General features: G+C 44.0%; 16 protein-coding genes and 2 pseudogenes. 10 read left to right on the top strand and 8 right to left on the bottom strand.

Annotation, left to right across the window (positions count from 1 at the left end; translation table 11 throughout):
• Positions 1-96 precede the first annotated feature (96 nt).
• The gene (locus HMPREF9007_RS04870) at positions 97-990 is read right to left on the bottom strand and encodes a hypothetical protein (protein ID WP_008763058.1); all 894 of its coding nucleotides are present in this window, start codon (positions 988-990) and stop codon (positions 97-99) included.
• 196 nt (positions 991-1,186) lie between these two features.
• Between HMPREF9007_RS04870 and HMPREF9007_RS04875 the strand changes: the two genes are divergently transcribed.
• From HMPREF9007_RS04875 to HMPREF9007_RS04910, 8 genes and pseudogenes are all read left to right on the top strand, one after another.
• On the top strand, positions 1,187-2,071 hold the full coding sequence (locus tag HMPREF9007_RS04875) for a calycin-like domain-containing protein (protein WP_008763057.1): 885 nt from the start codon (positions 1,187-1,189) through the stop codon (positions 2,069-2,071).
• A gap of 16 nt (positions 2,072-2,087) precedes the next feature.
• On the top strand, positions 2,088-2,750 hold the full coding sequence (locus tag HMPREF9007_RS04880) for an HmuY family protein (protein ID WP_008763056.1): 663 nt from the start codon (positions 2,088-2,090) through the stop codon (positions 2,748-2,750).
• 17 nt (positions 2,751-2,767) lie between these two features.
• Positions 2,768-4,915 carry a TonB-dependent receptor gene (locus tag HMPREF9007_RS04885; protein WP_008763055.1) on the top strand — a complete coding sequence of 716 codons (2,148 nt, stop codon included), beginning with the start codon at positions 2,768-2,770 and terminating at the stop codon, positions 4,913-4,915.
• A gap of 42 nt (positions 4,916-4,957) precedes the next feature.
• A pseudogene (locus HMPREF9007_RS04890) lies at positions 4,958-9,351 on the top strand (cobaltochelatase subunit CobN).
• Between the two features lie 51 nt (positions 9,352-9,402).
• Positions 9,403-10,104, top strand: a complete 702-nt coding sequence (locus HMPREF9007_RS04895; RefSeq protein WP_008763054.1) for a hypothetical protein — start codon at positions 9,403-9,405, stop codon at positions 10,102-10,104.
• A 33-nt stretch (positions 10,105-10,137) separates the two neighbouring features.
• Positions 10,138-10,755: a MotA/TolQ/ExbB proton channel family protein gene (locus tag HMPREF9007_RS04900; RefSeq protein ID WP_008763053.1), complete on the top strand. Its 618-nt coding sequence runs from the start codon at positions 10,138-10,140 to the stop codon at positions 10,753-10,755.
• Positions 10,752-11,078 (top strand): DUF2149 domain-containing protein, encoded by a 327-nt coding sequence (locus HMPREF9007_RS04905; RefSeq protein WP_008763052.1) that lies wholly within the window; start codon positions 10,752-10,754, stop codon positions 11,076-11,078. The genes HMPREF9007_RS04900 and HMPREF9007_RS04905 overlap by 4 nt, the downstream gene beginning before the upstream one ends.
• 335 nt (positions 11,079-11,413) lie before the next feature.
• Positions 11,414-11,680, top strand: a complete 267-nt coding sequence (locus tag HMPREF9007_RS04910) for a hypothetical protein (protein ID WP_008763051.1) — start codon at positions 11,414-11,416, stop codon at positions 11,678-11,680.
• Positions 11,681-11,881: 201 nt separating this feature from the next.
• On the opposite strand, the gene HMPREF9007_RS04915 is transcribed toward HMPREF9007_RS04910, so the two are convergent.
• Both HMPREF9007_RS04915 and HMPREF9007_RS04920 read right to left on the bottom strand, forming a co-directional pair.
• Entirely contained in the window at positions 11,882-12,553 is a 672-nt protein-coding gene (locus HMPREF9007_RS04915) for a bifunctional 4-hydroxy-2-oxoglutarate aldolase/2-dehydro-3-deoxy-phosphogluconate aldolase (protein WP_008763050.1), read from the bottom strand.
• 64 nt (positions 12,554-12,617) lie between these two features.
• The gene (locus HMPREF9007_RS04920; RefSeq protein ID WP_008763049.1) at positions 12,618-13,643 is read right to left on the bottom strand and encodes a sugar kinase; all 1,026 of its coding nucleotides are present in this window, start codon (positions 13,641-13,643) and stop codon (positions 12,618-12,620) included.
• Between the two features lie 252 nt (positions 13,644-13,895).
• On the opposite strand from HMPREF9007_RS04920, the gene HMPREF9007_RS04925 reads away from it, so the two are divergent.
• Complete coding sequence (locus HMPREF9007_RS04925; RefSeq protein ID WP_008763048.1) at positions 13,896-14,960, top strand: LacI family DNA-binding transcriptional regulator; 1,065 nt, start codon at positions 13,896-13,898, stop codon at positions 14,958-14,960.
• A gap of 25 nt (positions 14,961-14,985) precedes the next feature.
• A complete protein-coding gene (locus tag HMPREF9007_RS04930; RefSeq protein ID WP_008763047.1) occupies positions 14,986-16,476 on the top strand; it encodes an altronate dehydratase family protein in 1,491 nt (496 codons plus the stop codon).
• Positions 16,477-16,543: 67 nt separating this feature from the next.
• Here the strand turns inward: HMPREF9007_RS04930 and HMPREF9007_RS04935 are convergent, their stop codons facing one another.
• From HMPREF9007_RS04935 to HMPREF9007_RS04955, 5 genes and pseudogenes are all read right to left on the bottom strand, one after another.
• Positions 16,544-19,135 carry a hypothetical protein gene (locus HMPREF9007_RS04935; protein ID WP_008763046.1) on the bottom strand — a complete coding sequence of 864 codons (2,592 nt, stop codon included), beginning with the start codon at positions 19,133-19,135 and terminating at the stop codon, positions 16,544-16,546.
• 132 nt (positions 19,136-19,267) lie between these two features.
• Positions 19,268-20,872, bottom strand: a complete 1,605-nt coding sequence (locus HMPREF9007_RS04940; protein ID WP_008763045.1) for an MFS transporter — start codon at positions 20,870-20,872, stop codon at positions 19,268-19,270.
• Entirely contained in the window at positions 20,869-21,897 is a 1,029-nt protein-coding gene (locus tag HMPREF9007_RS04945; RefSeq protein WP_008763044.1) for an HlyD family secretion protein, read from the bottom strand. The genes HMPREF9007_RS04940 and HMPREF9007_RS04945 overlap by 4 nt, the downstream gene beginning before the upstream one ends.
• Positions 21,898-21,947: 50 nt before the next feature.
• Positions 21,948-23,266, bottom strand: a pseudogene (locus HMPREF9007_RS04950) (TolC family protein).
• A complete protein-coding gene (locus tag HMPREF9007_RS04955; protein ID WP_032813752.1) occupies positions 23,247-23,687 on the bottom strand; it encodes a MarR family transcriptional regulator in 441 nt (146 codons plus the stop codon). The pseudogene HMPREF9007_RS04950 and the gene HMPREF9007_RS04955 overlap by 20 nt, the downstream one beginning before the upstream one ends.
• Positions 23,688-23,917: the final 230 nt, after the last annotated feature.

The raw sequence follows: 23,917 nt of genomic DNA, 5'->3' as shown, positions 1-23,917 counted from the left end.
TTGTATTTTAAATGATGGAACAAAAGTAGCGCTCTCCTCATTGTCTATCAATACCCATTAATATGGATTCTTCCTGTATGCTCTCCTTATTTATAATTATTCTTCATTTTGCTTGCGGCTGTTCTTCTTTTGGGTAGACTGATAAAACAAGAAAGCCAGAAGAACGAAAAAAGCCAGAAGTATGGTGATCATCTCGGTCTTGTAAGCCATCGGTTCCACCCATATTTCATGAAAAAGATCCCAGCGTCCAAGTACTTCCACAAATGTCCAGAACACAACGACAGTCGCAATAGAAAAACGGATGGCATATCCCCACTGGCTGATTTTCAACAGACGCCGGAACATAAAGAATGCACCGACCAGACAGCCGAATGCAACAATAGCGGTGACAGGACTGTGCTCACCAATAAAGTTCTCATCATAACAAAACAATAAAACCAGATAGCTGGTCCACATGATAAGATTCAATTCCATGAAAGTTACGATAGAAGTATGCCGCGTCATTGGCTTCACTATGATGGTGGCAGTGCTTTTACGGAAAAAGACCTTCTGAAGATAGGTAAAGAAGTCACATCCGCTCTTTATACTGAACAGATAAATCAACATGAACATCACCCAAAAGCCGAATGAGGAAGGCATAATCAGATACTCCGGTTTCGTAACCACTTCCCCTGCAGCATTCAGCAACGGTTGTACCTCATAACGATGTGCATAGTAAACATATATAAACTCCACCCAACCGGTCCAGAAGAGCAGTCCCCCGAAAAGTCCCCATAACGTCTGCCGGGTATCTCCTTTTGCAAATACTCCGACAATCACCATCACCAATCCCACAGCTCCCATTGAGAAAGCCGCATAATGAAGCGCTGCAGACGAAAGTACGTGCTCCATAAAAATCATCAATGCATGCCCCAAAGGCATAGTAAACAATACAATCAGGAAAGAAGTAATCCCTGTCAATACACTTTTTCTACTGTAGCCACCTTTCATTTTCTTTTCAATTTTGTGTTTTTAATATTTAATTTGTAAATGACTGCAAAAATAAGGACTTATCCCTCCCTATTCAATACCTACATATAATTAAACGCCTGTTTTTTTTCATTTCTTTTAGGTATTGCCCCTGCTTATATATCCCTGTAACTTTGCAAACGAAAAATAAATTAATCATTATCTATCAAAATTAAGTATGAAAATATTAAACTTATGGATGGTTGCTCTTATGGCACTATCATTCTCATTTACTTTTGTATCTTGCAGTGACGATGACGACGATACCGACAATACTGAGCAAGCAAAAGCCATTGCCGGCACTTATAAGGGTTATTCTATTGGCGAAAGCAGAATGTTCTCTGATTATCTGATGGGCGGCGATGCCAGCGCAACAATTACCGCCAATACAGATGGTACCGTCAATTTGGTTTATAAATCAGGGTCCGGAGATTTTATCCTGAATAACCTGAAAGTTTCTTCCAAATCATTTAAAGGCGAAGGTGAAGTTACCCTGGCTATGGACGGAAGTGAACCTGCCAATTACGAATATACACTGGAAGGTAGTGTCAGCGATGCTAAAGTACTAACCCTGAAAGCCAATGTTCCTGTACCAATGGGTGGCATCGATATTGACTTCATTCAGGCAGAAACACCGATTGCTTATTACGTAGCCGCTACTTATAAGTATAACACTAATCTTGCTATCAGCGTTATGGGAAGTTCATATGGTTCTACCGAAGATTGTAAAGCAGTCGTTAAACGTGCATCCGAAACGACAGTAGACATTACCCTTAACGGTTTTGGTAATTTGACCGGAGGCGGTAATATGAATTTGGGAGACTTCACGATTAGCGGAGTAAACGTTGAAAAAGCAGATGGCGGCTATACACTCAGTTTAGGCGCATTTGAATCTGATGCCGAATCCGCAAGCGGTACTACTCCAATTACAGGTGAAAGTCTGGAAGGTACAGTTACGGCAGATGGTAAAGCCGAAATTACGGTAGCCTTCAAACCGGGAAGCATGCCTATGGCAATCACCGCAGTATTCACCGGAAACGTCAATGAAACTAGTGCACAATAAATAACTAAAAGAGGAAATGAGAAGAAGCAGTAACGCTATTTTCAAAAATATCATGATACTGGGAGCGGCTATGTCGCTCTCAGCTTGTAATGGAATGTTTGAAGGGATTTATGACGATCCCATTGAAGCAGAAATGGAGATTAAAGAAAGTAGCTTTTCACAAATCAATGCTACCGAGTACACTAACTGGGTCTATATCAACCTATCCGAACGTAAAGCAACGACTGTTGAAATCGGAGAGGAACATAAGAGCGAGATACCGGCAGAATGGGACCTTGCCATCCACCGCTACGACATCAAAACCAATGAAGGTGCAGCCTTCCAGACAACTTATACAAGTATTGATGACCTGAAGGCCAGTGGAAAACTTCCTGCCGAAGAGAATTTTGTAAAAGACGAATGGACGACGGATAAAATTGCAATCGATATGTCCGGTATGATGGAAGGAAACATTAAATATACAGAAGACTATCGTAATGATATCTTATCCGGCTGGTTAAACGTAGACACTTCAAGTATGCCTCCTATTTACACCATGTCCAATCAAGTCTATCTGATACGATTGAAGGATAATACCTATGCAGCCATTCGTTTTACCAACTATACCAATGCCAGAGGCATAAAAGGATATATCGACTTCGATTTCCTATATCCGCTTGATTTCGAAGAAAACAACTAAGAAACCAATTACAAAGAATGAAACCTACATTTATAGTATCCATCTTGATTTTCTCCTTTATAGTAACCTGTTCCACATTCGCACAACAATCGACTGAGCACATCAGCGGACGTGTTACTGATACCAATGGTGAACCCCTCCCAGGTGCGACCATTTCCATAAAAGGAGGAGAAACAGGAGCCGTCACCGGTGTTGACGGAACCTACACATTACAGTTGCCGGGAATCGGTTCATATATCATTACTGCATCTTACATAGGTTATCAAACCGAACAAAAAAAAATAACCACTGAGAAAGGAAAGAAAGTTAACTTCAGTTTATCCGAAGATCAGTTCGACCTCGGGACAGTCGTTGTAACCGGTACCCGTACTCCCAAATTGCTGAAGGACGCTCCCATCATCACCCGGGTCATCACCTCAGACGATATTAAGAAAGTTAACGCCAACAACGTTGCCGACCTGCTGAAAACAGAGTTGCCCGGTATCGAATTTTCCTTCTCCATGGATCAGCAAACCGCTATTAATATGCAAGGCTTCGGCGGTAATTCCGTACTGTTTCTGGTAGATGGCGAACGGCTGGCAGGGGAAACACTGAATAATGTAGACTACGAACGTCTGAATCTCGACAATGTAGAACGCATAGAGATAGTGAAAGGTGCTGCATCTACCCTTTACGGTTCCAGTGCTATCGGAGGAGTAATTAACATCATCACCCGCGAATCGGACGATCCATGGAACTTAAATCTTAATTCACGTTTCTCCGAACACAACGACCAGCGGTATGGTGGCACTGCAGGATTTAATGCAGGTAAATTCAACAGCCTGACCAACGTGCAATATAATAATGTAGACACTTATGCCGTAGATAATCCGGGAGATTTCTCTACTGTATTCGGAAGCCGGGTGTGGAACTTCAAAGAACGATTAATCTATCGTCCGCTGGAAACGCTCAAACTGACGGGAAGAGCCGGCTATTATTTCCGTGAACGCAATAAACCGGGGGATACCCAGGACAGATACCGGGGATTCAGCGGTGGAATGAAAGCTAACTACACCTTCAATATAATGAGTAACCTTGAAGTCGGTTACACTTTCGACCAGTATGATAAGAGTGATTATCAGTCTCTTTATAAAAATGACGTGCGTGATTACAGTAATGTACAGCACAATGTGCATGCACTCTATAATTATACCTTCAACGGAAAGCATACGCTGACTGTCGGTGCCGACTACCTGCGCGATTATCTGATGTCTTACCAGTTCACTGATAACGCAGACCACACCATGCATACGGCAGACGCGTTCGGTCAGTTCGACTGGAACCCCACAGAAAGACTGAATGTAATAGCCGGATTACGGTTCGACTATTTCTCCGACTCAAATGTACGCCATCTGTCTCCACATTTGGGAATGATGTATAAGATAGGCAACTGTTCATTAAGAGGATCGTATTCGCAAGGATTCCGCTCTCCTACCTTGAAGGAGATGTATATGGTGTTCAATATGGCAAATATGATGATGATTTATGGTAATCCGGACCTTAAGTCGGAAACAAGCCATAATTTCTCTGTATCTGCCGAATATACCAAGAGTCGTTATAACTTCTCCATTACAGGATATTATAACCTGGTACACAATCGTATCAATACTGTTTACAGCGAAGACCCCAAAGGACAAATCTATACCAATACCGACAAAATGGATATTGCAGGAATTGACGCCAACGTTTCCGCCAAGTATCCTTGCGGACTCGGCTATCGCCTGTCATACACCTATATTCATGAATTCATGCGCGACGGTCAAAAGAAATTCACGGATACACGCCCCCATACGGCAACTGTAAGAATCGACTGGGGTAAGACTCTGAACAAAGTCGATTTCAACTATTCACTCAACGGACGTTTGCTGTCAAAAGTTAAAACAAACATCTACAACGATAGTTTCAACAATCCGTCTGCCGGAAGCCAGGCAGTAGAGTACCCGGGATATATGATATGGGATTTTACTTTCTCGTTGGGAATTATAAAAGGAATCAATATGAATCTGGCTGTAAACAACCTGTTCGACTATGTGCCGGATTATTATTATTTCAACTCTCCTACCACAACGGGAACCAACCTGACATTAGGACTATCACTGGATATAGACAGGCTCTTCAAAAAATAAACGGCAACAATAGAACTACATACAAAGCTAAAAATAAGAGAAATGAAAAAGAAAAGTAAAATCATTTTAGGTGGATGCATCGTTGTAGCAGTCCTGATAGGTCTATCCGTATGGAATACCTGGTTCAGCGCTACCAAAATAGCTTTCGTCAACTTCCAGACCATACAGCAGGGAAGCATCTCGAAAGCCAACGACAATTCATTCATCAAACTCAGCGAAGTGTCTCTTGACAACCTCGATCGTCTGACCAGTTATGACATGGTATTCATTAATGGCATGGGACTGCGCATTGTCGAAGAACAACGTCAGCAAATACAGCAGGCAGCAGATAAGGGTATCCCCGTATACACTTCTATGGCTACCAACCCTGCCAACAACATCTGCAATCTCGACAGTATTCAGCAGAATCTCATACGCGGCTATCTGAGCAACGGCGGAAAGACCAACTACCGCAATATGCTGAACTATATTCGTAAAGCCATTGACGGAAAGGCTTCCGCTGTACCCGAAGTGGAAGATCCGGCAGAAAGACCAAGCGATATGCTTTATCATGCCGGAATCAGTAATCCGGATGATGAACAGGAATTCCTCACCGTTGCCGATTATGAGAAATTCATGCAAGAGAATAACCTTTATAAAGAAGGGGCACGAAAAATCATGATTACCGGACAAATGGCAGATGCCACCGATCTGATAAAAGCACTGGAAAATGCGGGATATAATGTTTATCCCGTTCAATCCATGACAAGATTCATGTCATTCATAGAGGAAGTGCAGCCCGATGCCGTCATCAATATGGCACACGGACGTATGGGAGATAAAATGGTGGATTATCTGAAAGCCAGGAATATCCTTTTGTTCGCTCCGCTCACAATCAACAGTCTTGTGGATGAATGGGAAAATGATCCGATGGGAATGTCGGGAGGCTTTATGTCACAGAGCATCGTAACACCGGAAATAGACGGAGCTATCCGCCCTTTCGCCCTTTTCGCACAATATGAAGATAAAGAAGGATTGCGCCATTCGTATGCCGTCCCCGAACGTCTGAAGACTTTTGTATCTACAATAGATAACTACCTGAATCTGAAAACAAAACCTAATTTTGAGAAGAAAGTAGCTATCTATTATTACAAAGGTCCCGGTCAGAACGCATTGACCGCTGCCGGCATGGAAGTAGTACCTTCCCTTTACAATCTTCTGCTTCGTATGAAACAGGAGGGATACAATATATCCGGTCTGCCTGTCAACGCTCAGGAACTGGGAAAAATGATACAAGCCCAAGGGGCGGTATTCAACGCTTATGCAGAAGGAGCTTTCAACGACTTCATGCAAAACGGACATCCCGAACTGATCACCAAAGAACAGTATGAAAGCTGGGTGAAAGAATCGCTTCGTCCCGAAAAGTATCAGGAGGTGGTAGATGCTTTCGGAGAATTTCCCGGCAACTATATGGTGACTCCTGACGGCAAATTAGGTATTGCCCGTTTACAGTTCGGTAACGTTGTGCTATTGCCACAAAACGCTGCCGGAAGCGGTGACAACTCCTTCCAGGTGGTGCACGGCACCGACATGGCTCCGCCACACACCTACATTGCCTCATACCTGTGGATGCAACATGGCTTCAAAGCCGATGCACTGATTCACTTCGGTACACACGGCAGTCTCGAATTCACTCCGAGAAAACAAGTCGCATTATGCAGCAATGACTGGCCGGACCGTTTGGTAGGAGCCGTTCCCCACTACTACCTCTACTCTATCGGAAACGTCGGAGAAGGTATGATGGCCAAACGCCGTTCTTATGCTACCTTGCAATCATATCTCACTCCTCCTTTCCTTGAAAGCAGCGTACGCGGCATTTACCGGGAATTAATGGAAAAGATCAAAATCTATAATAACTCCCAGAAGGCAAACAAAGATCAGGAGTCGCTGGCTGTGAAAACCTTGACTGTGAAGATGGGAATCCATCGTGATTTAGGACTGAACAGTATGGCTAATAAACCGTATACGGAAGATGAAATCGCCCGTGTAGAAAACTTTGCCGAAGAACTGGCTACAGAGAAAATCACGGGGCAGCTTTACACAATGGGAGTTCCTTACGAACCGGAAAGAATAACTTCTTCTGTCTACGCGATGGCAACAGAACCAATTGCCTATAGTCTTTTTGCTCTTGACAAACAACGCGGCAAAGCTACAGAATCTGCCGGAAAATACCGAAGTGTCTTTACCCAGCAATATCTCATGCCTGCCCGCCTTCTCGTAGAGAGACTGATGGCTAACCCTTCACTGGCAACCGACGAACTGATTTGCCACACAGCCGGAATCACTCCGCAAGAGTTGGCAAAAGCGAGACAGATAGAAGCCGAGCGCAATGCCCCCAAAGGCATGATGGCAATGATGATGGCTGCCGCAGCCAAAAAGGATCAGGCTGATAATGAGCCGTCGGGCAATGGTCATCCGGCTTCGGCAAAAATGGAAAAAAGGACCTCATGGTAAAAATGCCTGCAGGCATGAAAGAAGCCATGAAGAAAATGGGTGCTAACATGGACCCGGAAAAAGCGATGGAAATGGCCAAATCAATGGGTGCCAGTCCGGAAGCTTTAAAGAAAATGGAAGCCAGCATGAAGGCTAATAAGGATACATCCACAGACGCTTCGGGCAAACCGGCAATGGCAGGAAAGACTGAAAAGCCGCAGGGTATGTCAGCAATGATGGCAGCTATGGGAAAGGCTCCGAAAGAATACAGCAAAGAAGAGGTGGAATTTGCGCTTGTAGTAGCTGAAGTAGAACGTACCATCAAGAATGTAAGCAATTATAAAAATGCACTTCTGACAAGTCCGGAAGAGGAACTGAGCAGTCTGATGAATGCCTTGAAAGGCGGATACACAGCTCCCACACCCGGTGGTGACCCGATCGCTAATCCGAACACGCTACCTACCGGACGTAATATGTATGCCATTAATGCCGAAGCGACTCCGACAGAGTCTGCCTGGGAAAAAGGTATTGCTTTGGCCAAGCAGACAATTGATAGGTACAAGCAACGTCACAACGACTCCATACCACGCAAGGTCAGTTATACACTATGGTCATCCGAGTTTATTGAAACCGGAGGGGCAACCATCGCACAGGTACTTTATATGTTAGGTGTTGAGCCTGTCCGTGATGCTTTCGGTCGTGTCAGCGATTTAAAACTGATTCCTTCAACCGAATTAGGACGTCCGCGCATCGACGTGGTAGTCCAGACTTCCGGACAACTTCGTGATCTTGCCGCCTCCCGTCTCTTCCTCATCAACCGTGCAGTAGAAATGGCTGCCGCCGCCAAAGACGACAAATATGAAAATCAGGTTGCCTCCAGCGTAATAGAAGCCGAACGGGTGCTGACCGAAAAAGGATTAAGCCCGAAAGATGCCCGCGAAATTTCAACATTCCGGGTATTCGGAGGAGCCAACGGTATGTATGGAACCGGTATTCAGGAAATGGTAGAATCCGGCGACCGCTGGGAGAATGAATCGGAAATCGCCGATACTTATCTCAATAATATGGGCGCGTATTACGGCAGCGAAAAGAATTGGGAAGTATTCCAAAAGTTCGCTTTCGAGGCTGCACTGACCCGGACGGATGTTGTCGTACAACCACGGCAAAGTAATACCTGGGGAGCTTTAAGCCTTGACCATGTATACGAATTTATGGGAGGTATGAATCTCGCCGTACGCAATGTGACCGGCAAAGATCCGGATGCCTACCTCAGTGATTATCGCAACCGGAACCATATGAAGATGCAGGAACTGAAAGAGGCTGTCGGCGTAGAAAGTCGCACCACTATCCTGAACCCAACTTACATCAAAGAGAAAATGAAAGGCGGGGCTTCTTCGGCAAGTGAATTTGCAGAAGTGATCACCAATACCTATGGATGGAATGTGATGAAACCGGCTGCAATCGACAAAGAGCTTTGGGATAATATATATAATGTATATGTGAAGGATGAACTGAACTTGGGAGTCAAACAATATTTCGAACAACAGAATCCTGCCGCTTTGGAAGAGATGACTGCCGTCATGCTCGAAAGCGCCCGTAAGGGATTGTGGCAAGCAAGTGAAGAACAGGTAGCGGAACTTAGCAAACTTCATACGGAGATTGTCAATACTTACCGCCCGTCTTGTTCCGGATTTGTTTGTGACAATGCCAAGCTCCGTGACTTCATTGCATCGAAAGCAGACGCACAAACCGCTACACAGTACAAAGAAAATATCTCTAAAATCCGTGAAGCAAAAGCAAGCGGCAGCAACAAGGGAGTGGTGATGAAAAAAGAAGAGATGAATCAGACAGCCGAAAATCAGACAAATACATTAAGCAATGTAGCCGTAGGCATCGCTGTCATTATCGTTATTCTTGCTCTGATACTCTTTGTACGCAAGCGCCGCAAAAGCAGTCAGATGTAACCCACGTCCTGTGAATTATCAATCGTAACTTGTAAATTGTAAAATCATATAATGGATACAGTTGTTCTTGTACTTATGCTTCTTACAGCATTTAACTTTCTGTTGAAGCAAACGTTCTGGAAATTAATAGCGGTCGGTATTATCGCCGCTATCTGCGCTGTCTTCGCCGGATTGATGTGGCCGTATGCTATCGAGCAATCGAAGACTCAGATAGCCAATTGGCTAAGCAATCAGCCCTTGATGCTAGATACTTCCGTACTCCTCAGTGTGGAAGTCTGCATACAAATGGCTTATGCCATGCTTGCCGTCCACGTAGCCAATGACTATCCGGTCAAGCCGCGCATGATACTCATGTACCGTTTTCTCCGCTGGTTTCCGGGATTATTGATTTTCCCGGTTTTATTCAGCGGGCTGGTATATCTCATCTTTGCTTTTCCGGGTACTTCATTTCAAACGATAGCATGGAGCTATGCAGCCTTTATCCTGGCAGCCATCCCTTGCGGCAGATTTATACTGCTCTATTTGTTGCCGGAAAAAGAACTGCGCCTCGAACTATTTTTCCTAACCAATGCCCTGGTAGCCGTTTTGGGAATTGTTGCCACAGTCAACGGAAAGACTTCCGCAGCAGGTGTCAGTGAAATAGACTGGAAAGCATTGACAGGCGTCATAGTCATCGCACTGGCTGGCGGAATTCTCGGACTTCTCTGGTGGAACATCCGAAACAGAAACAAAGAAAAAAGTGTGAAACAATAATAGAATAAATAACTCTTCAAATTATCAATAACAATGAACTTTATATCAGATATTTTATACTGGATTTCAACAGGCTTGCTCGTTCCTGTCATCGTTTTATTAATCATCCTCTTTTGCCGCGCGATTTTACTTGCCGGTAGTTTCTATGGTCAATATCTGTCCATTCGTAAAACGGAAACCCTGCTCCGCAACGAGCTGAGCAAGCTGACTCCGGACACGGTAGAAGAACTGAGTTCCAAACTTCCGGAAAATTCTAGATCACTTGTCATTACCTATATGCGTCAGGTATTGGACGCCCGTGATACTCCGGCACAGGTACAACGTTTATTGGCTAATTTTGAAATCGCAGCGGACAAAGACTTAGCCATCTCCAAGACCCTGACCAAACTGGGACCGATCTTAGGTCTGATGGGAACATTAATTCCAATGGGACCCGCCCTCGCAGGACTGGCCAGCGGAGATATTGCTTCCATGGCTTACAATATGCAGATCGCTTTCGCCACCACTGTAGTCGGACTGGTAGCCGGTGCCGTAGGCTTCCTTACACAGCAAGTGAAACAACGCTGGTACCTGCAGGATATGACCAACCTTGAATTCATATCCGAATTGCTCAATGACAAACGTTCCATTCATAAAACCTCAGAGAAATGAAACATAACCTATTGCGAAAAGAGGAAGACTCCGACCCGATCAGCGTAGTATCCAATCTGTTCGACATTGCGATGGTTTTTGCCGTTGCATTGATGGTAGCACTTGTCAGCCGGTATGACATAACAGAGGTTTTCTCGCAGGAAGACTATACGATGGTAAAGAATCCGGGTAAAGAGAATATGGAAATCATTACCAAGGAAGGCAATAAAATCAACCGGTATACCCCGTCCGAAGATCAGGACAAGAAAGAAGGTAAACGTGGGAAAAAGGTAGGCATTGCCTATGAACTGGATAACGGTGAAATCATTTATGTACCTGAATAACTAATTAAGGCATCTTTGTCGTCCGAACAATTAACATCGTGAAGAATCTCCTCTTTGTATGTACAGAAGAAGAGATTCTTCTTTAGCACAACACACATACAACTTTTATCATTGGTATGGCGTTGCACAACAGCGATAACCCCGATTGCATGTGCCTTGTCTGCCTGTATAATTGATCTACATCAAATCATTTGAAAAGAATATGCTTCTCATGCTCCATCGTTTACTTTTTTAGTTACCTTTGCGCCGATTTTAAGAATCCCTTTGAACTAAACTATAAGTACTGTGTTGAAACCATAACAGGAATTTACGTATAACTTAAAAGGGTAAGAAAGATGTCTACAGAAATATTAGTGGATACTGTAACCACAACTACAGATAGCTGCCAGATGGTAGCAACAGAAACAACACTGCAAGTAACAGCAGCCACCAAGTCTGACAATCAGACTACAGCCAACGAGGCTTATACCGCTGTACCTCCACGCCGCACTTTCAATGAACAGAAACCGTTTGTATTTTCAATCGTAGGCTTTGCCGTGGTGTACATTGCAGCGCTCGTTATCGGACGGATTATCAAAATGCGAATGCCACATCATTCTTAAAAGAAGCGCTTACGACCAACAAAAAAAACAAGTCACCGAAATGATCACTCATTCCGATGACTTATCCCCTTTAAACACCTTTAAACAAAATGGAAAATATGCCTCATTACTAACTAAACTAACTAACCCTTTGAGGCATATTTTGAAGAGGCTGACGCATCAGCCTCTTTTTTATTTATAGATAGCTTTCGCTCTCTAATCTTATTTTTTGCGAGCCTCGGCAATATAGCTAAGAGCTTCTTCGCATTTTGCAGTTACATAAGCCCAGTCTTCTGCTGCTACCTTGTCTTTCGGGAACAGTTTTGATCCCATACCGACACAGAATACACCTGCTTTAATCCATGCAGTCAGGTTTTCCTTGGAAGGCTCTACCCCACCAGTCACCATCAGCTTAGACCATGGCATCGGAGCCATCAAACCTTTCACAAAGTTAGTTCCATATACATCACCCGGAAACACTTTGCAAAGATCACAACCTACTTCCTGCGCAAAACCTACTTCAGATACAGAACCACAACCCGGAGTATAAGCTACCAGACGACGGTTACATATCTTAGCGATTTCCGGATTAAATAACGGACCTACCACAAAGTTAGCTCCTAACTGAAGATACATAGCAGCAGTAGCCGGATCAACGATTGAACCGATACCGATAGCCATTTCAGGACATTCTTTTGCTGCATATTTCACGATTTCAGCAAATACTTCCTGTGCAAAGTCACCACGGTTGGTGAATTCGAAAGCACGAACACCACCGTCATAACAAGCCTTTACTACTTTCTTTGCCACTTCCGCATCTTTGTGATAGAATACAGGAACCATACCTGTAGAGCCGATTTTATTCAATACGGCTATTTTATCGAATTTTGCCATTTTAATTTCTTATTTTAAATGAATTGATTTTTCAAACTCTCAACTCTCCATTCTCAACTCTCAACTATCGCTGTACGCGACCGCTTGCGTCACCACCAGCCAATGCTTCCACTTCTTCTACAGAAACAAGGTTAAAGTCACCATTGATTGTGTGTTTCAAAGCAGATGCAGCAACAGCGAATTCAAGAGCTGCACCCTGGTTAGGCTTAGTCATCAAACCGTGGATAATACCGCCGGAGAAAGAGTCACCACCACCTACACGGTCGATAATCGGATCGATATCATAACGTTTGGAAGTATAGAATTCTTCGCCATTGTATATCATAGCTTTCCAGCCATTGTGAGTAGCAGAGAAAGATTCGCGCAATGTAGAAACCACATACTTGAATCCGAATTCTTTCATCATCTGCTGGAAGATACCTTTGTAGCCTTCAGCATCTGTGTGGCCTGCTTCAACGTCAGCATCCGGTTTGAAGCCCAGACACAGTTCCGCATCCTCTTCATTACCGATACATACGTCCACATACTTCATCAACGGTTTCATGATAGACTGTGCTTTTTCTTTAGTCCACAGTTTCTTACGGAAATTCAAGTCAACCGATACAGTTACGCCATGACGCTTGGCTGCTTCGCAAGCCAGACGAGTCAGTTCGGCAGCTTTGTCAGAAATAGCCGGAGTGATACCGGACCAGTGGAACCAGTCAGCACCTTCCATAATAGCATCAAAATCGAAGTCGGCAGCATCAGCTTCAGCGATAGCAGAATGAGCACGGTCATAGATAACCTTGCTGGGACGCATAGAAGCGCCTGTTTCCAGATAGTAGATACCTACGCGGTCGCCACCACGAGCAATAAAGTCTGTCTTTACACCATATTTACGCAATGCGTTTACAGCAGACTGTCCGATTTCATGTTTCGGCAATTTGGTTACGAAATAGGCTTCATGTCCGTAGTTGGCACAGCTTACTGCAACGTTCGCTTCTCCACCACCATATACTACATCAAAAGAGTCAGACTGAACAAAGCGGGTATTGCCCGGAGTTGACAATCTAAGCATGATTTCGCCTAATGTAACGACTTTCTTTCCCATAATCTTATGTTTTAAATTCTAAGTTATTAATATTATGAAGTTTCAATTTATCATTTTTACCCTATTTTAGAGGTTAAACTACTGATTACATGAGTATTAATATATAAACAGAGTTACATTACACACCTTTCGTGTGCGGGCACAAAGATACAACAATTTTCGTAATTACAAAAATTGTTATATATTTGTATCGAAAATATTAAGATTATTATTGTGTGCGAGCACATAAACCTATATAAATAAGGTGATCGTATGAATAAATTGCCCGAAAGAATCAGAATCAAAGACATCGCCCGTTTAGCAGACGTGTCTGTAGGAACAGTAGACCGCGTCATTCACGGACGCAGCGGAGTATCAGAAGCAAGCAAAAAACGGGTGGAAGAAATTCTGAAGCAGCTTGACTATCAACCTAACATGTATGCCAGTGCCCTGGCTTCCAACAAGAAGTACACATTCATCTGTCTTCTGCCTCAACACCTGGAAGGCGAATACTGGACAGCAGTAGAACTGGGTATCCACGAAGCTATCGCGACCTACTCGGACTTCAATACCTCGGTAAAGATCAACTATTACGATCCATACGACTATCATTCGTTTGTAGACGCCAGCGAAGCTATCCTGACTCAGCAACCGGACGGAGTGATGGTGGCCCCTACGGCTCCGCAATATACGAAAGGCTTTACTGATCAGTTGCAAACGTTGGATATACCTTATATATATATAGACTCAAATATCAAAGACGTGCCTCCCCTCGCCTTCTTCGGTCAGAACTCACGCCAAAGCGGATACTTTGCCGCCCGTATGCTAATGCTGCTTGCCAGAGACGAAAAGGAAATCGTTATTTTCCGTAAGATACATGAAGGAATTGTCGGTTCTAACCAGCAAGAGAACAGGGAAATCGGATTCAGGCAGTACATGGAGGAACATCATCCGTCTTGTACTATACTGGAGCTTGACTTGCATGCCGAACGCAATGATGAAGATAACGAAATGCTGGATGAATTCTTCCGTTCTCACCCGAACGTAAAGAATGGAATCACTTTCAATTCAAAAGTCTACATTATCGGCGAATACCTGCAAAGTCGCGGAAAGAAAGATTTCAATCTGATAGGCTACGACCTTCTGGAACGGAATGTCACTTGCCTGAAAGAAGGAAGCGTTTCCTTCCTCATCGCCCAGCAACCGGAACTGCAAGGCCTCAACGGCATCAAGGCGCTTTGCGATCACCTCATTTTCAAGAAAGACGTGACTTGCATCAACTATATGCCGATTGACTTGTTGACTGTAGAAACAATAGACTATTACCATAGCAAATAACAACAAAATCCAACTAAACAAGTACATGGAAACAAAGTATTTAAGAATTAATCCTGCCGACAACGTTGCCGTTGCCATTGTTAACCTCCCGGCAGGAGAGCATCTATCCGTAGATGGAATAGAGATTACACTAAACGAAGACATTCCTGCTGGACATAAGTTTGCATTAAAAGATTTTGCAGAAGGCGAGAACGTAATCAAGTACGGCTACCCTATCGGTCATGCCCGTATGGCAAAAAAACAGGGAGACTGGATGAATGAAACGAATATCAAGACTAATCTTGCCGGACTGTTGGAGTATACCTACCATCCGACTCAGGTTACTCTGGATATCCCTCATAAAAACCTCACTTTTAAAGGCTACCGCCGTAAAAATGGTGATGTCGGCGTAAGAAATGAAATCTGGATTATCCCGACTGTAGGTTGCGTTAACGGCATCATCGGACAACTGGCCGAAGGCCTGCGCCGTGAAACGGAAGGAAAAGGGGTAGATGCCATCGTGGCTTTCCCGCACAACTACGGTTGCTCACAGCTTGGCGACGATCACGAAAACACGAAAAAGATTCTTCGCGATATGGTACTTCACCCGAATGCAGGCGCAGTACTGATAGTAGGCTTGGGCTGCGAAAACAACCAGCCGGACGTATTCCGTGAATTCTTAGGAGACTATGACCAGGACCGTGTGAAATTCATGGTAACCCAGAAAGTTGGTGACGAATACGAAGAAGGAATGGATATTCTGCGCGATTTATATGCCAAAGCATCCAAAGATGAACGTACGGAAGTACCTTTGTCAGAACTTCGTGTCGGACTGAAATGTGGTGGTTCCGACGGTTTCTCAGGTATCACTGCCAATCCGTTGCTGGGCATGTTCTCAGACTTCCTGATTGCACAAGGCGGTACAAGCGTGCTGACTGAAGTTCCGGAAATGTTTGGTGCGGAAACAATTCTGATGAACCGTTGCGAGAACAAAGACCTGTTCGAACAGACCGTACACTTGATCAATGACTTCAAAGAATATTTCCTGTCCCATGGCGAGCCTGTGGGTGAAAATCCATCTCCGGGAAATAAAGCCGGCGGCATCTCCACTCTGGAAGAAAAAGCACTGGGATGTACACAGAAATGTGGTAAAAGCTATGTATCCGGCGTGATGCCTTACGGAGAACGTCTGCAAAAGAAAGGACTGAACCTGCTTTCCGCCCCTGGCAATGACCTGGTAGCTGCTACTACCCTTGCCGCAAGCGGATGCCATATGGTACTCTTTACCACCGGACGTGGTACTCCTTTCGGCACTTTCGTTCCGACGATGAAGATTTCCACCAATTCTACTTTGGCTAAAAACAAACCGGGATGGATTGATTTCAATGCCGGAGTCATCGTTGAGAACGAACCGATGGAAAAGACTTGCGAACGCTTTATCGAGTATGTGATTAAAGTAGCAAGCGGTGAGTTCGTTAATAACGAGAAGAAAGGTTATCGTGAAATTGCCATCTTTAAAACAGGAGTTACATTATAAGCGTTTCACCATCAAAGGAAATATTACAGTTATGGGGAGGGTGTATTAAAACACCCTCCTTTTTATATCACTCGTTAAACATGCCAATAGCCCCATCCGCAGAAATCATTTCAGCCGTTATTTTTAACCTGCGGCAACGACTGTTGTTATAGAACCTCACCTGAGCATTCCCTGCTTCATCCGGCATCACTTCCGGGTTCCAGTATAATGTGCGGCGATAGTCCTCTTCTTTGGGAAGAACAGAATAATCGGGATGATAAAACTCTACAGGTTCGCTATAGCCATCCAACCAAGTTTTTCTGACTCCCCTGCCTCCTTTTACGGGAATCTCTCCTTCCGGATAGGTTTCAATAAAAACAGCACAACCATATATTTCATCTACATCCATCGGAGACATACGGATGTCAGCATAACGACATCTTGCCGATAATTCCTCGTTGATATAAATAGACTTGATAGCCACCAGGCGAAGTGTCCGGTATCGGGTCTGATCTATTTCAGTAGCCTCCGTTCGTTTATAGTTTATCACATACAAGGGAGAGCGACCTTTATACTGCAACCATTCCTCACCACCACTATACCTGCGTATGAAATTGGGATTCATACGGACAAGTAGCTCGTGGATATCTTCACCGATATAACCTCCCTTATCCAAAATATCATCCATCTCCGAAGGTACATCGTAGTAAGCAACCGACTTCGAACGATTTTCATAAATATCCTTCTCACGACTCCATTTCTTAGCCTTCACCACCACTTCACCCAAACGGTGATTTTTCTCTCTCATACCCCGTTTTGACAGGGAATCTTCATAAGCATCCATAAAACGATTATAATCGATATCATCACCAATCACAGTATCTGTCTGTAGTTCCTGTTCTGCTCCCGGTTTATCTCTGCCGGACAGGCTTATCTGCATTTCTCCCAGCGGATATTGTGTAGGTTGAGGGCTGAAGACTCTGTCTAATACAATCCGGTGGTCTTTCCGCTTACCTTTCTCCATCACAGAAAGAATCAGATTCCACTTGCCAATAATATCGGTAATAAAAGCAAAACGTCCCACACTGTCTGTTTCAAACAGGTTAAGAGAAAGCGCTCCCGGCGAAGTTTCCTCATCTCCCCGCTTCGCCAGAAAAGAAGAGACTTGTATATTTGGTTTAGGCTTACCTTTAACAAATGAAACAACTTGTCCATGCACTTCAATCCCTTGTTCGGGCATGTACTTCAATTCAAACGGTTCCACCCCCGACTCGTATTTCCATGCATAACGCCGCCATCCCTGCACCAACAACAAGTGATCCAAAGCTGTTCTGTGCTCTTTATCATCCGCTTCGAAATAATAGAGCGGACGATGAACGTAGCCTTTAATCTCAGACATTAACAATAAGTCCGCTAACATAGAATGCCGGCTTTCCACTTCTTCCCATCCGTCACGCACAGATACTGATATCGGAGCGGACACAGGCTTACCCGCCGTGTCACGTACTGAAAAGTCCAATAAGACACGATCAAACGGCTGATAATCCTCTTTGTTTTTCCGGACACTGATTGTCAATGGCTCCGGTTTTCTCATAAAGATAAGGCGGTCGGCAATAATCTGTCCTGCTGTATCAAACAATACGATCTGTGCCACCCCTGCCTTCCATTCCGTCTTGTCAAGTTTGAAAGAGACAGGTGTATTTTTCCGGATGTTCAACAGACAATAATTAAGCAGTTTCCCATGACCAAGCACAGCTAAGCCTAAGACAGACTCCGGTGTATGCGGATTCTTTTGTACACTGACTGCTATACTGTCTTCCGAAGAAAGATTATCAACTTGCAAGACATATCCCTGCAACCGGGCTTCCGGCAAATCAAAACGGTACTTTTTGCCATTCAACTCCACCTCAGCCTTATGATTCTCTCCGTTCGTAGGAGTATACACAAAGGTGCCACGTCCTTCGTGTACAGTGGCAAAGGAGGCGATTTCTTTCTTTTCCCGGTTGATAACCGTTCCGGACAGTGCGATCGGATTTCCATAGGCATCCGTTGCCTCAAAAGCAATGCGAGAAGGAATGCCTTCAACCGAATTTCCTCCTTCAGGAAAAAACTTCAGATTGACTTTTTTCTCCTTAGCCGTTTTTTTCCGTACCTGCGGATATTTATAAACAGCATATCTCTGTATGTTCTTTTCTTTAAAATCACCAGCTGCCCGAGGCTTATCAAATACCGGAAGAACCCGGGAGAAAATAACCTCCTCTCCAAAATTCAACATATATTTCGTGTAGGCACGAACCTCATAAAAACCGGAATAAAAAGGTAATTGTGTTAATTCGAAACTACCGTGGCAACGGCCGTTCCTAACAGGCAATACACGTTTCGCTATGACTTCCCCACCCGGATTCAACAATTCGACATAAAGGGTTTTACTCAAATCCGACGGGCGGTTCAGTTCAGATGTCACAACATAACACTGAAACCAAACAGGGTCTCCCTGATAATAACTGGTATTGTCGAAATGTAAATAGACTTTTTCCTGTGGCAGCATTTCTCCAAAATTCTGCACTGCTTCAATATAGCCCGATAATTTACGAACGATACTGTCCGGCATCTGGGCTTGCAAAGAAAATGGCAGTGCCGACAAGAGGAATAGTAAGACGAGGATAGCCCTGTTCATCATAATTCATCTATTTCAAATTCGTGTTTAAGATTAGATCTGTCCTACTCCGGAGAGAATCTGTTCTCCAGTGATTACCAGCCAAATATAGGAAAAAGAATTGAAAAATTGGGATGATTTACTCATTTTTATATGCTATACCATATCATCTCCCGTCTTGGCAAATGTAACACGAATCGTCTTATGAAACGGAATGAAACGCGAGATAACAGCTATTATGACCGATATCACCAACAGATAACCTAATATTTCTTTCAGTGCAAGCAACAGACTCTGCTCCTGCAAAGTTCCATAAAGAGAATGGGTAGCTATCTGTACCGCTTCATCATATCTATGTCCTTGTGCAAGCGCATTATTCAGAGATTGAGTATAACGGGACGCAGCCAGCGGGTCGGCAGTCGTGATAGTCTCCGACAAAGAATATATATATTTCTGTTGCAGACGATACAGCATATTGCTGTAAAAAGAAGTAGCCATGATAGGTGCCAGTACCGAACGGAAGATTATCAGAAAGAAAGCATTCGACAACAAAAACTTCGGGTTCAAATCTTCTACGGCAAACAGGGCAAAGGCTATAATCAAAGTCAACATACCCAATCCGCGGAAAAAGATGGGCAGATATAACATTTCATACGTACTGTTCGGCGCAATGCCAAAATATAGAATACCAAAGAAAATAACAAAACAACTCATTCCGCCCGCTATCAGAAACCGGAAACGCCAACGCTGCCAACGAAACCACCAGAAACAGATAAAAGCTCCGATTACATACCCCGGGAGCAAAAAGATATAAAGAGAATAGGTATGCGTGTTGTCTACTTTCAGGATGATGCTCAGGTAATTGGTCAATAATGTGGTGGATGTACTGAAAAACATAACAAGCATCATATAGAAATATCCGATGATTGCTTTAGGCTGAAACAGAGGGGCAAGACTTACATAGGGATTCTTCGAATGGTGCTGAATCCAGATAAATAATGCGATCAGTATAGGAGAAATTACAATATAAGCACAAAGTTTGGCAGAAGCCATCCAATCCAGAACTTTCCCATAATTGATGACGTAAATCAGCATCAGCAGCCCTACCGAAATGATAAACATCTCCCGAATATGCAAATCGGATAACGGCACCGATTTAATCGGGCGGTTATGCCGGAAACAGATGATAACAAACAGAACAGAAACCAGAATCAAAAGCATCATGAAGTAATACATATACTTCCAGTTATAGTGATATGCCAATTGCGCAGTGACCAACATGGAGGCCTGTCCGCCCCCATACACCAATGGATAAAAATAGGAATAGAACTCGCTGCGGATATTCTTCGCACTGAAAATCTTCTGTGCATAACGAATAAACCATAACATCAGAAAACCTTTCAGAAAGCCGATAGCAAAACTGCAGGCAATCAGAATATCGGCATTCTGCGAACGGGCGCAAATCCAACTCAAAAAGAACTGCAGGAGCAAGTCTATCAGCAAGAGAAACTTGACCGAAACGGCTGCCAGCACTTTAGGAATAATAGGATAAGCAATGGCCATGCCTGCCGAAGCCGCATAATATCCCATCGTTATATCTTCCGAATTGGTTCCAAGCGTATTCGATACTTCGAGCATGCTTCCAGTATACGAACCATTCAGCATGGTAACCGGAAGAATAACAATGAAAATGCAACAGAACCCCAACCAATCGGGCACCCAGGAACGAACGGGTACTCCCAACTCTTTCATTGTTATCATTTGCGCAAAGCTTCTGTTTCAACCATCATACCCGCTCTTAATTGTGCCATTTCTTCTGAAGAGATATTCTCCAGTTCTATCCGTACCGGGATACGCTGTTGTACTTTTACAAAGTTTCCTGCGGAATTGTCTGTGGGAACCAAAGAATATTTCGACCCGGTTGCCTCCGAGATAGCAGTGACTTCCCCGTTAAAAATCTTCCCGGGCAACGCATCTACTTTAACACGTACCTGCTGACCAATATAGATATTGGCAATCTGTGTTTCCTTATAATTAGCAGTAATCCATTTATCCTTGTTGCGTACCAGATAAGAGATGGTTTGTCCCGTCTGGACATACTGTCCGGGTTCTAAGGTACGCCTGCCCATATATCCATCGTATGGAGCAGTGAGTACCGTATAAGACAAGTTCAATTTAGCCAGATCCAAATCCGCTTCTTTACGCAAGATACCGGCTTGAACTCCGGTTGTCTTTTTACTCGTTTCCGCATATTGCGACAAAGCAGCCTGTTTTTGTGCGACTAATGCCTGATAGCGTGCCTCAGCTGCTTCATACGCGGCTTTGGTCTGCTCGTACTGTTGTTCCGGCACCGATTCTTCTTTCAGCAAACGTTCAAAGCGATGATAGTCCTGTTCCAGTTGCCAGAGCTTCGCCTTCGCTTCGGCTATATTGGCATCCTGCACGGCTATATTAGTATGGGAAGTTTCGATACCTGAGTGAAGAACATCCTGCAAACCGTGCGCATCCAGCAGAGCTGCTTCGGCTTCCTTCACTTTAATTTGATATTCACGGTTATCGAGCACTAACAAGGTATCTCCCTGACGCACATATTGATGTTCCTTGAAACGGATATCCTTGATATATCCCGAAGCACGTATATTTAACGGAGCAACGTATTGGTCTACAAAAGCATCATTGGTCACTTCGTAGTTAATGTAACGCCAAAAATAAGTAATAGTCCACCAGAGCCCGGAGACAGCCAAACATACACACACCATATTTAATATGATGTTGCGAGCTCTCATCTTTTTAAGTTTCCGTTTTTTTCCTTTAATGTTGCCATAACCCTAATATATTATAGACGACCACAAGCCTTCTGAAGTTGATAATAAGTATAAATCACACGAGTGCGGGCAGTGACCAGCTGCAACTCTACATTCAAACGGACAGAGTTGGCATCCAGCAAGTCAGTCAGAATAGCCAACTGATTCAGATAACGGTTCTGCATAATACGATAGTTCTCCTGCGCCTGCCGGACAGACAACTGTAAGGCTTCTACCCGTTGCAAAGCTTCCTGATGCCGCAGAAAAGCAGTGCGCACATCCATACGGATTCTCTGCATCTTCTGCTCTTCATCATTCTTACGCAAAGACACCATCAGTTTGCTTTCCTTTATTTTATGACTTGTTTTTGTAGATTGAGGATAAAGGATAAGAAACCGACAGTCCTACATTCCAGTTATTGTTGTACATATCCGTCAATGTACGCGAAACAGGGCGTGCCAGTGTATTTGAGGCATACAGCGATATGCTGGGAAGAGACAACGACTGAGCCAACCGGATCTCGTTCCGGGCAAGTTCCGTTTGTTTTCTGAGCAATTTCATTGCCGGATCATTTGTGTAAGCAAGGGTGATATAGTCGTCATACGCTTCCAGAGCAACTGCCTGATGCAGTAGGGTCGTATCCGGTTTCAGTAACAGGTTCTCATCCTGTCCCAATAAAATATCCAGCTGCTGCGACACGAGTACGATGCTATTTTCCGTTTCCTGCAAAGACAAACGGTCGTTCGTCAACTGCATCTCGCTGCGCAATACATCATTATTCGTTATCACCCCCTCCTTTTTCATCCGGCGAATATCCCGCAGGCGTAATTCGGATTCCTCAATGTTCCGCATCAATATCTCATGCTGCTTGAAAAGGCTGAACAGATTCATGTATTGGTTCAGCAAACCAAGTTTGATTTCCGCCTGGTCTGTTAATGTCTGCAACTCGGCAACTTGTTTTTCCATCTCTGCCTTATGGATAGTCCTCCGAATCTTGCCACCTTGATACAGTGGTTGGGAAAAGTCGATGGCGTAATTCTGTGACCAGTCCGGAATATCCGGATATGTCGGGCCGGACAATCCCCGTTCCCAAACGACCGGCTGTCCCACAAAACCTCCTTTCAATCCCACTTGCAGATCGGGCAGTGATGATGTGCGTGCCGTCCGTGTCCGTTCTTGCGCCATGGCTTCTTTGAGCGCATCCGCCTGAAGCTGCAAACTATGCTGCACCCCCGTTCGAAAGCTGGTCTACGGAAAGAAATAAAGAATCCGTCTGCGCCTTTGCCGGCTGACCGGCGAACATCAGGCAGAGCAGTCCTATCAGATATACCCTATACGTTTTCAAGAACATCGTATACTCCCTTTAATTCCGATAACATGAGTTCAATGCTTTCTATGCCAATCACCTGTTCCGCGTATACATAAACCTGATCCAGTATGGGACGAATCTGTTCCTTAAACTCCTCTCCTTCCGGAGTCAGATAAACCAGTTTGTTGCGGCGGTCTGCCGGATCTTCCTTCCGGTGGACATACCCTTTCTTCTCCAGATTGTTCATCAGATTGGTCAGACATGCTTTGTCTTTTGCGATACGTTCAGCCAATATTTGCTGGCTAATGCCTTGTTCATGCCATAAACAGCTCAGTACCTGAAGCATTTCGAATGTGATACCTGCGTTGTTCTTTCTCAGTGTCCGCTGCATCGACCTACGAAAAGCCATGCGGGTACGGAAAACCTGTAGCATGAGTTCTCTAAACTCTGCTCCTTCTCTTATCATAAAAGTACTTTTTACCTTTTTCGGGCGCAAAGGTATGTATTTCTACCGGATTAGTCAAACGTTTGACTAATTTCATATAAAACGACTATATAAATTGTTCCATTCACCCACACTAATCTCTAATTTTCAAAATAAATGAGCAGAATCTTTGTTCATCTGAAATCTTTTATTTTACTTTGCACCACAAAGTACTTTTTATATGAATAAAGATAAAGCATTAGAATCAG

The organism is Bacteroides sp. 1_1_14 (assembly GCF_000162515.1).
GTDB lineage: Bacteria > Bacteroidota > Bacteroidia > Bacteroidales > Bacteroidaceae > Bacteroides > Bacteroides thetaiotaomicron.
The sequence above is the reverse complement of the archived record's forward strand: the minus strand, read 5'-3'. Positions and strand labels throughout refer to the sequence as shown.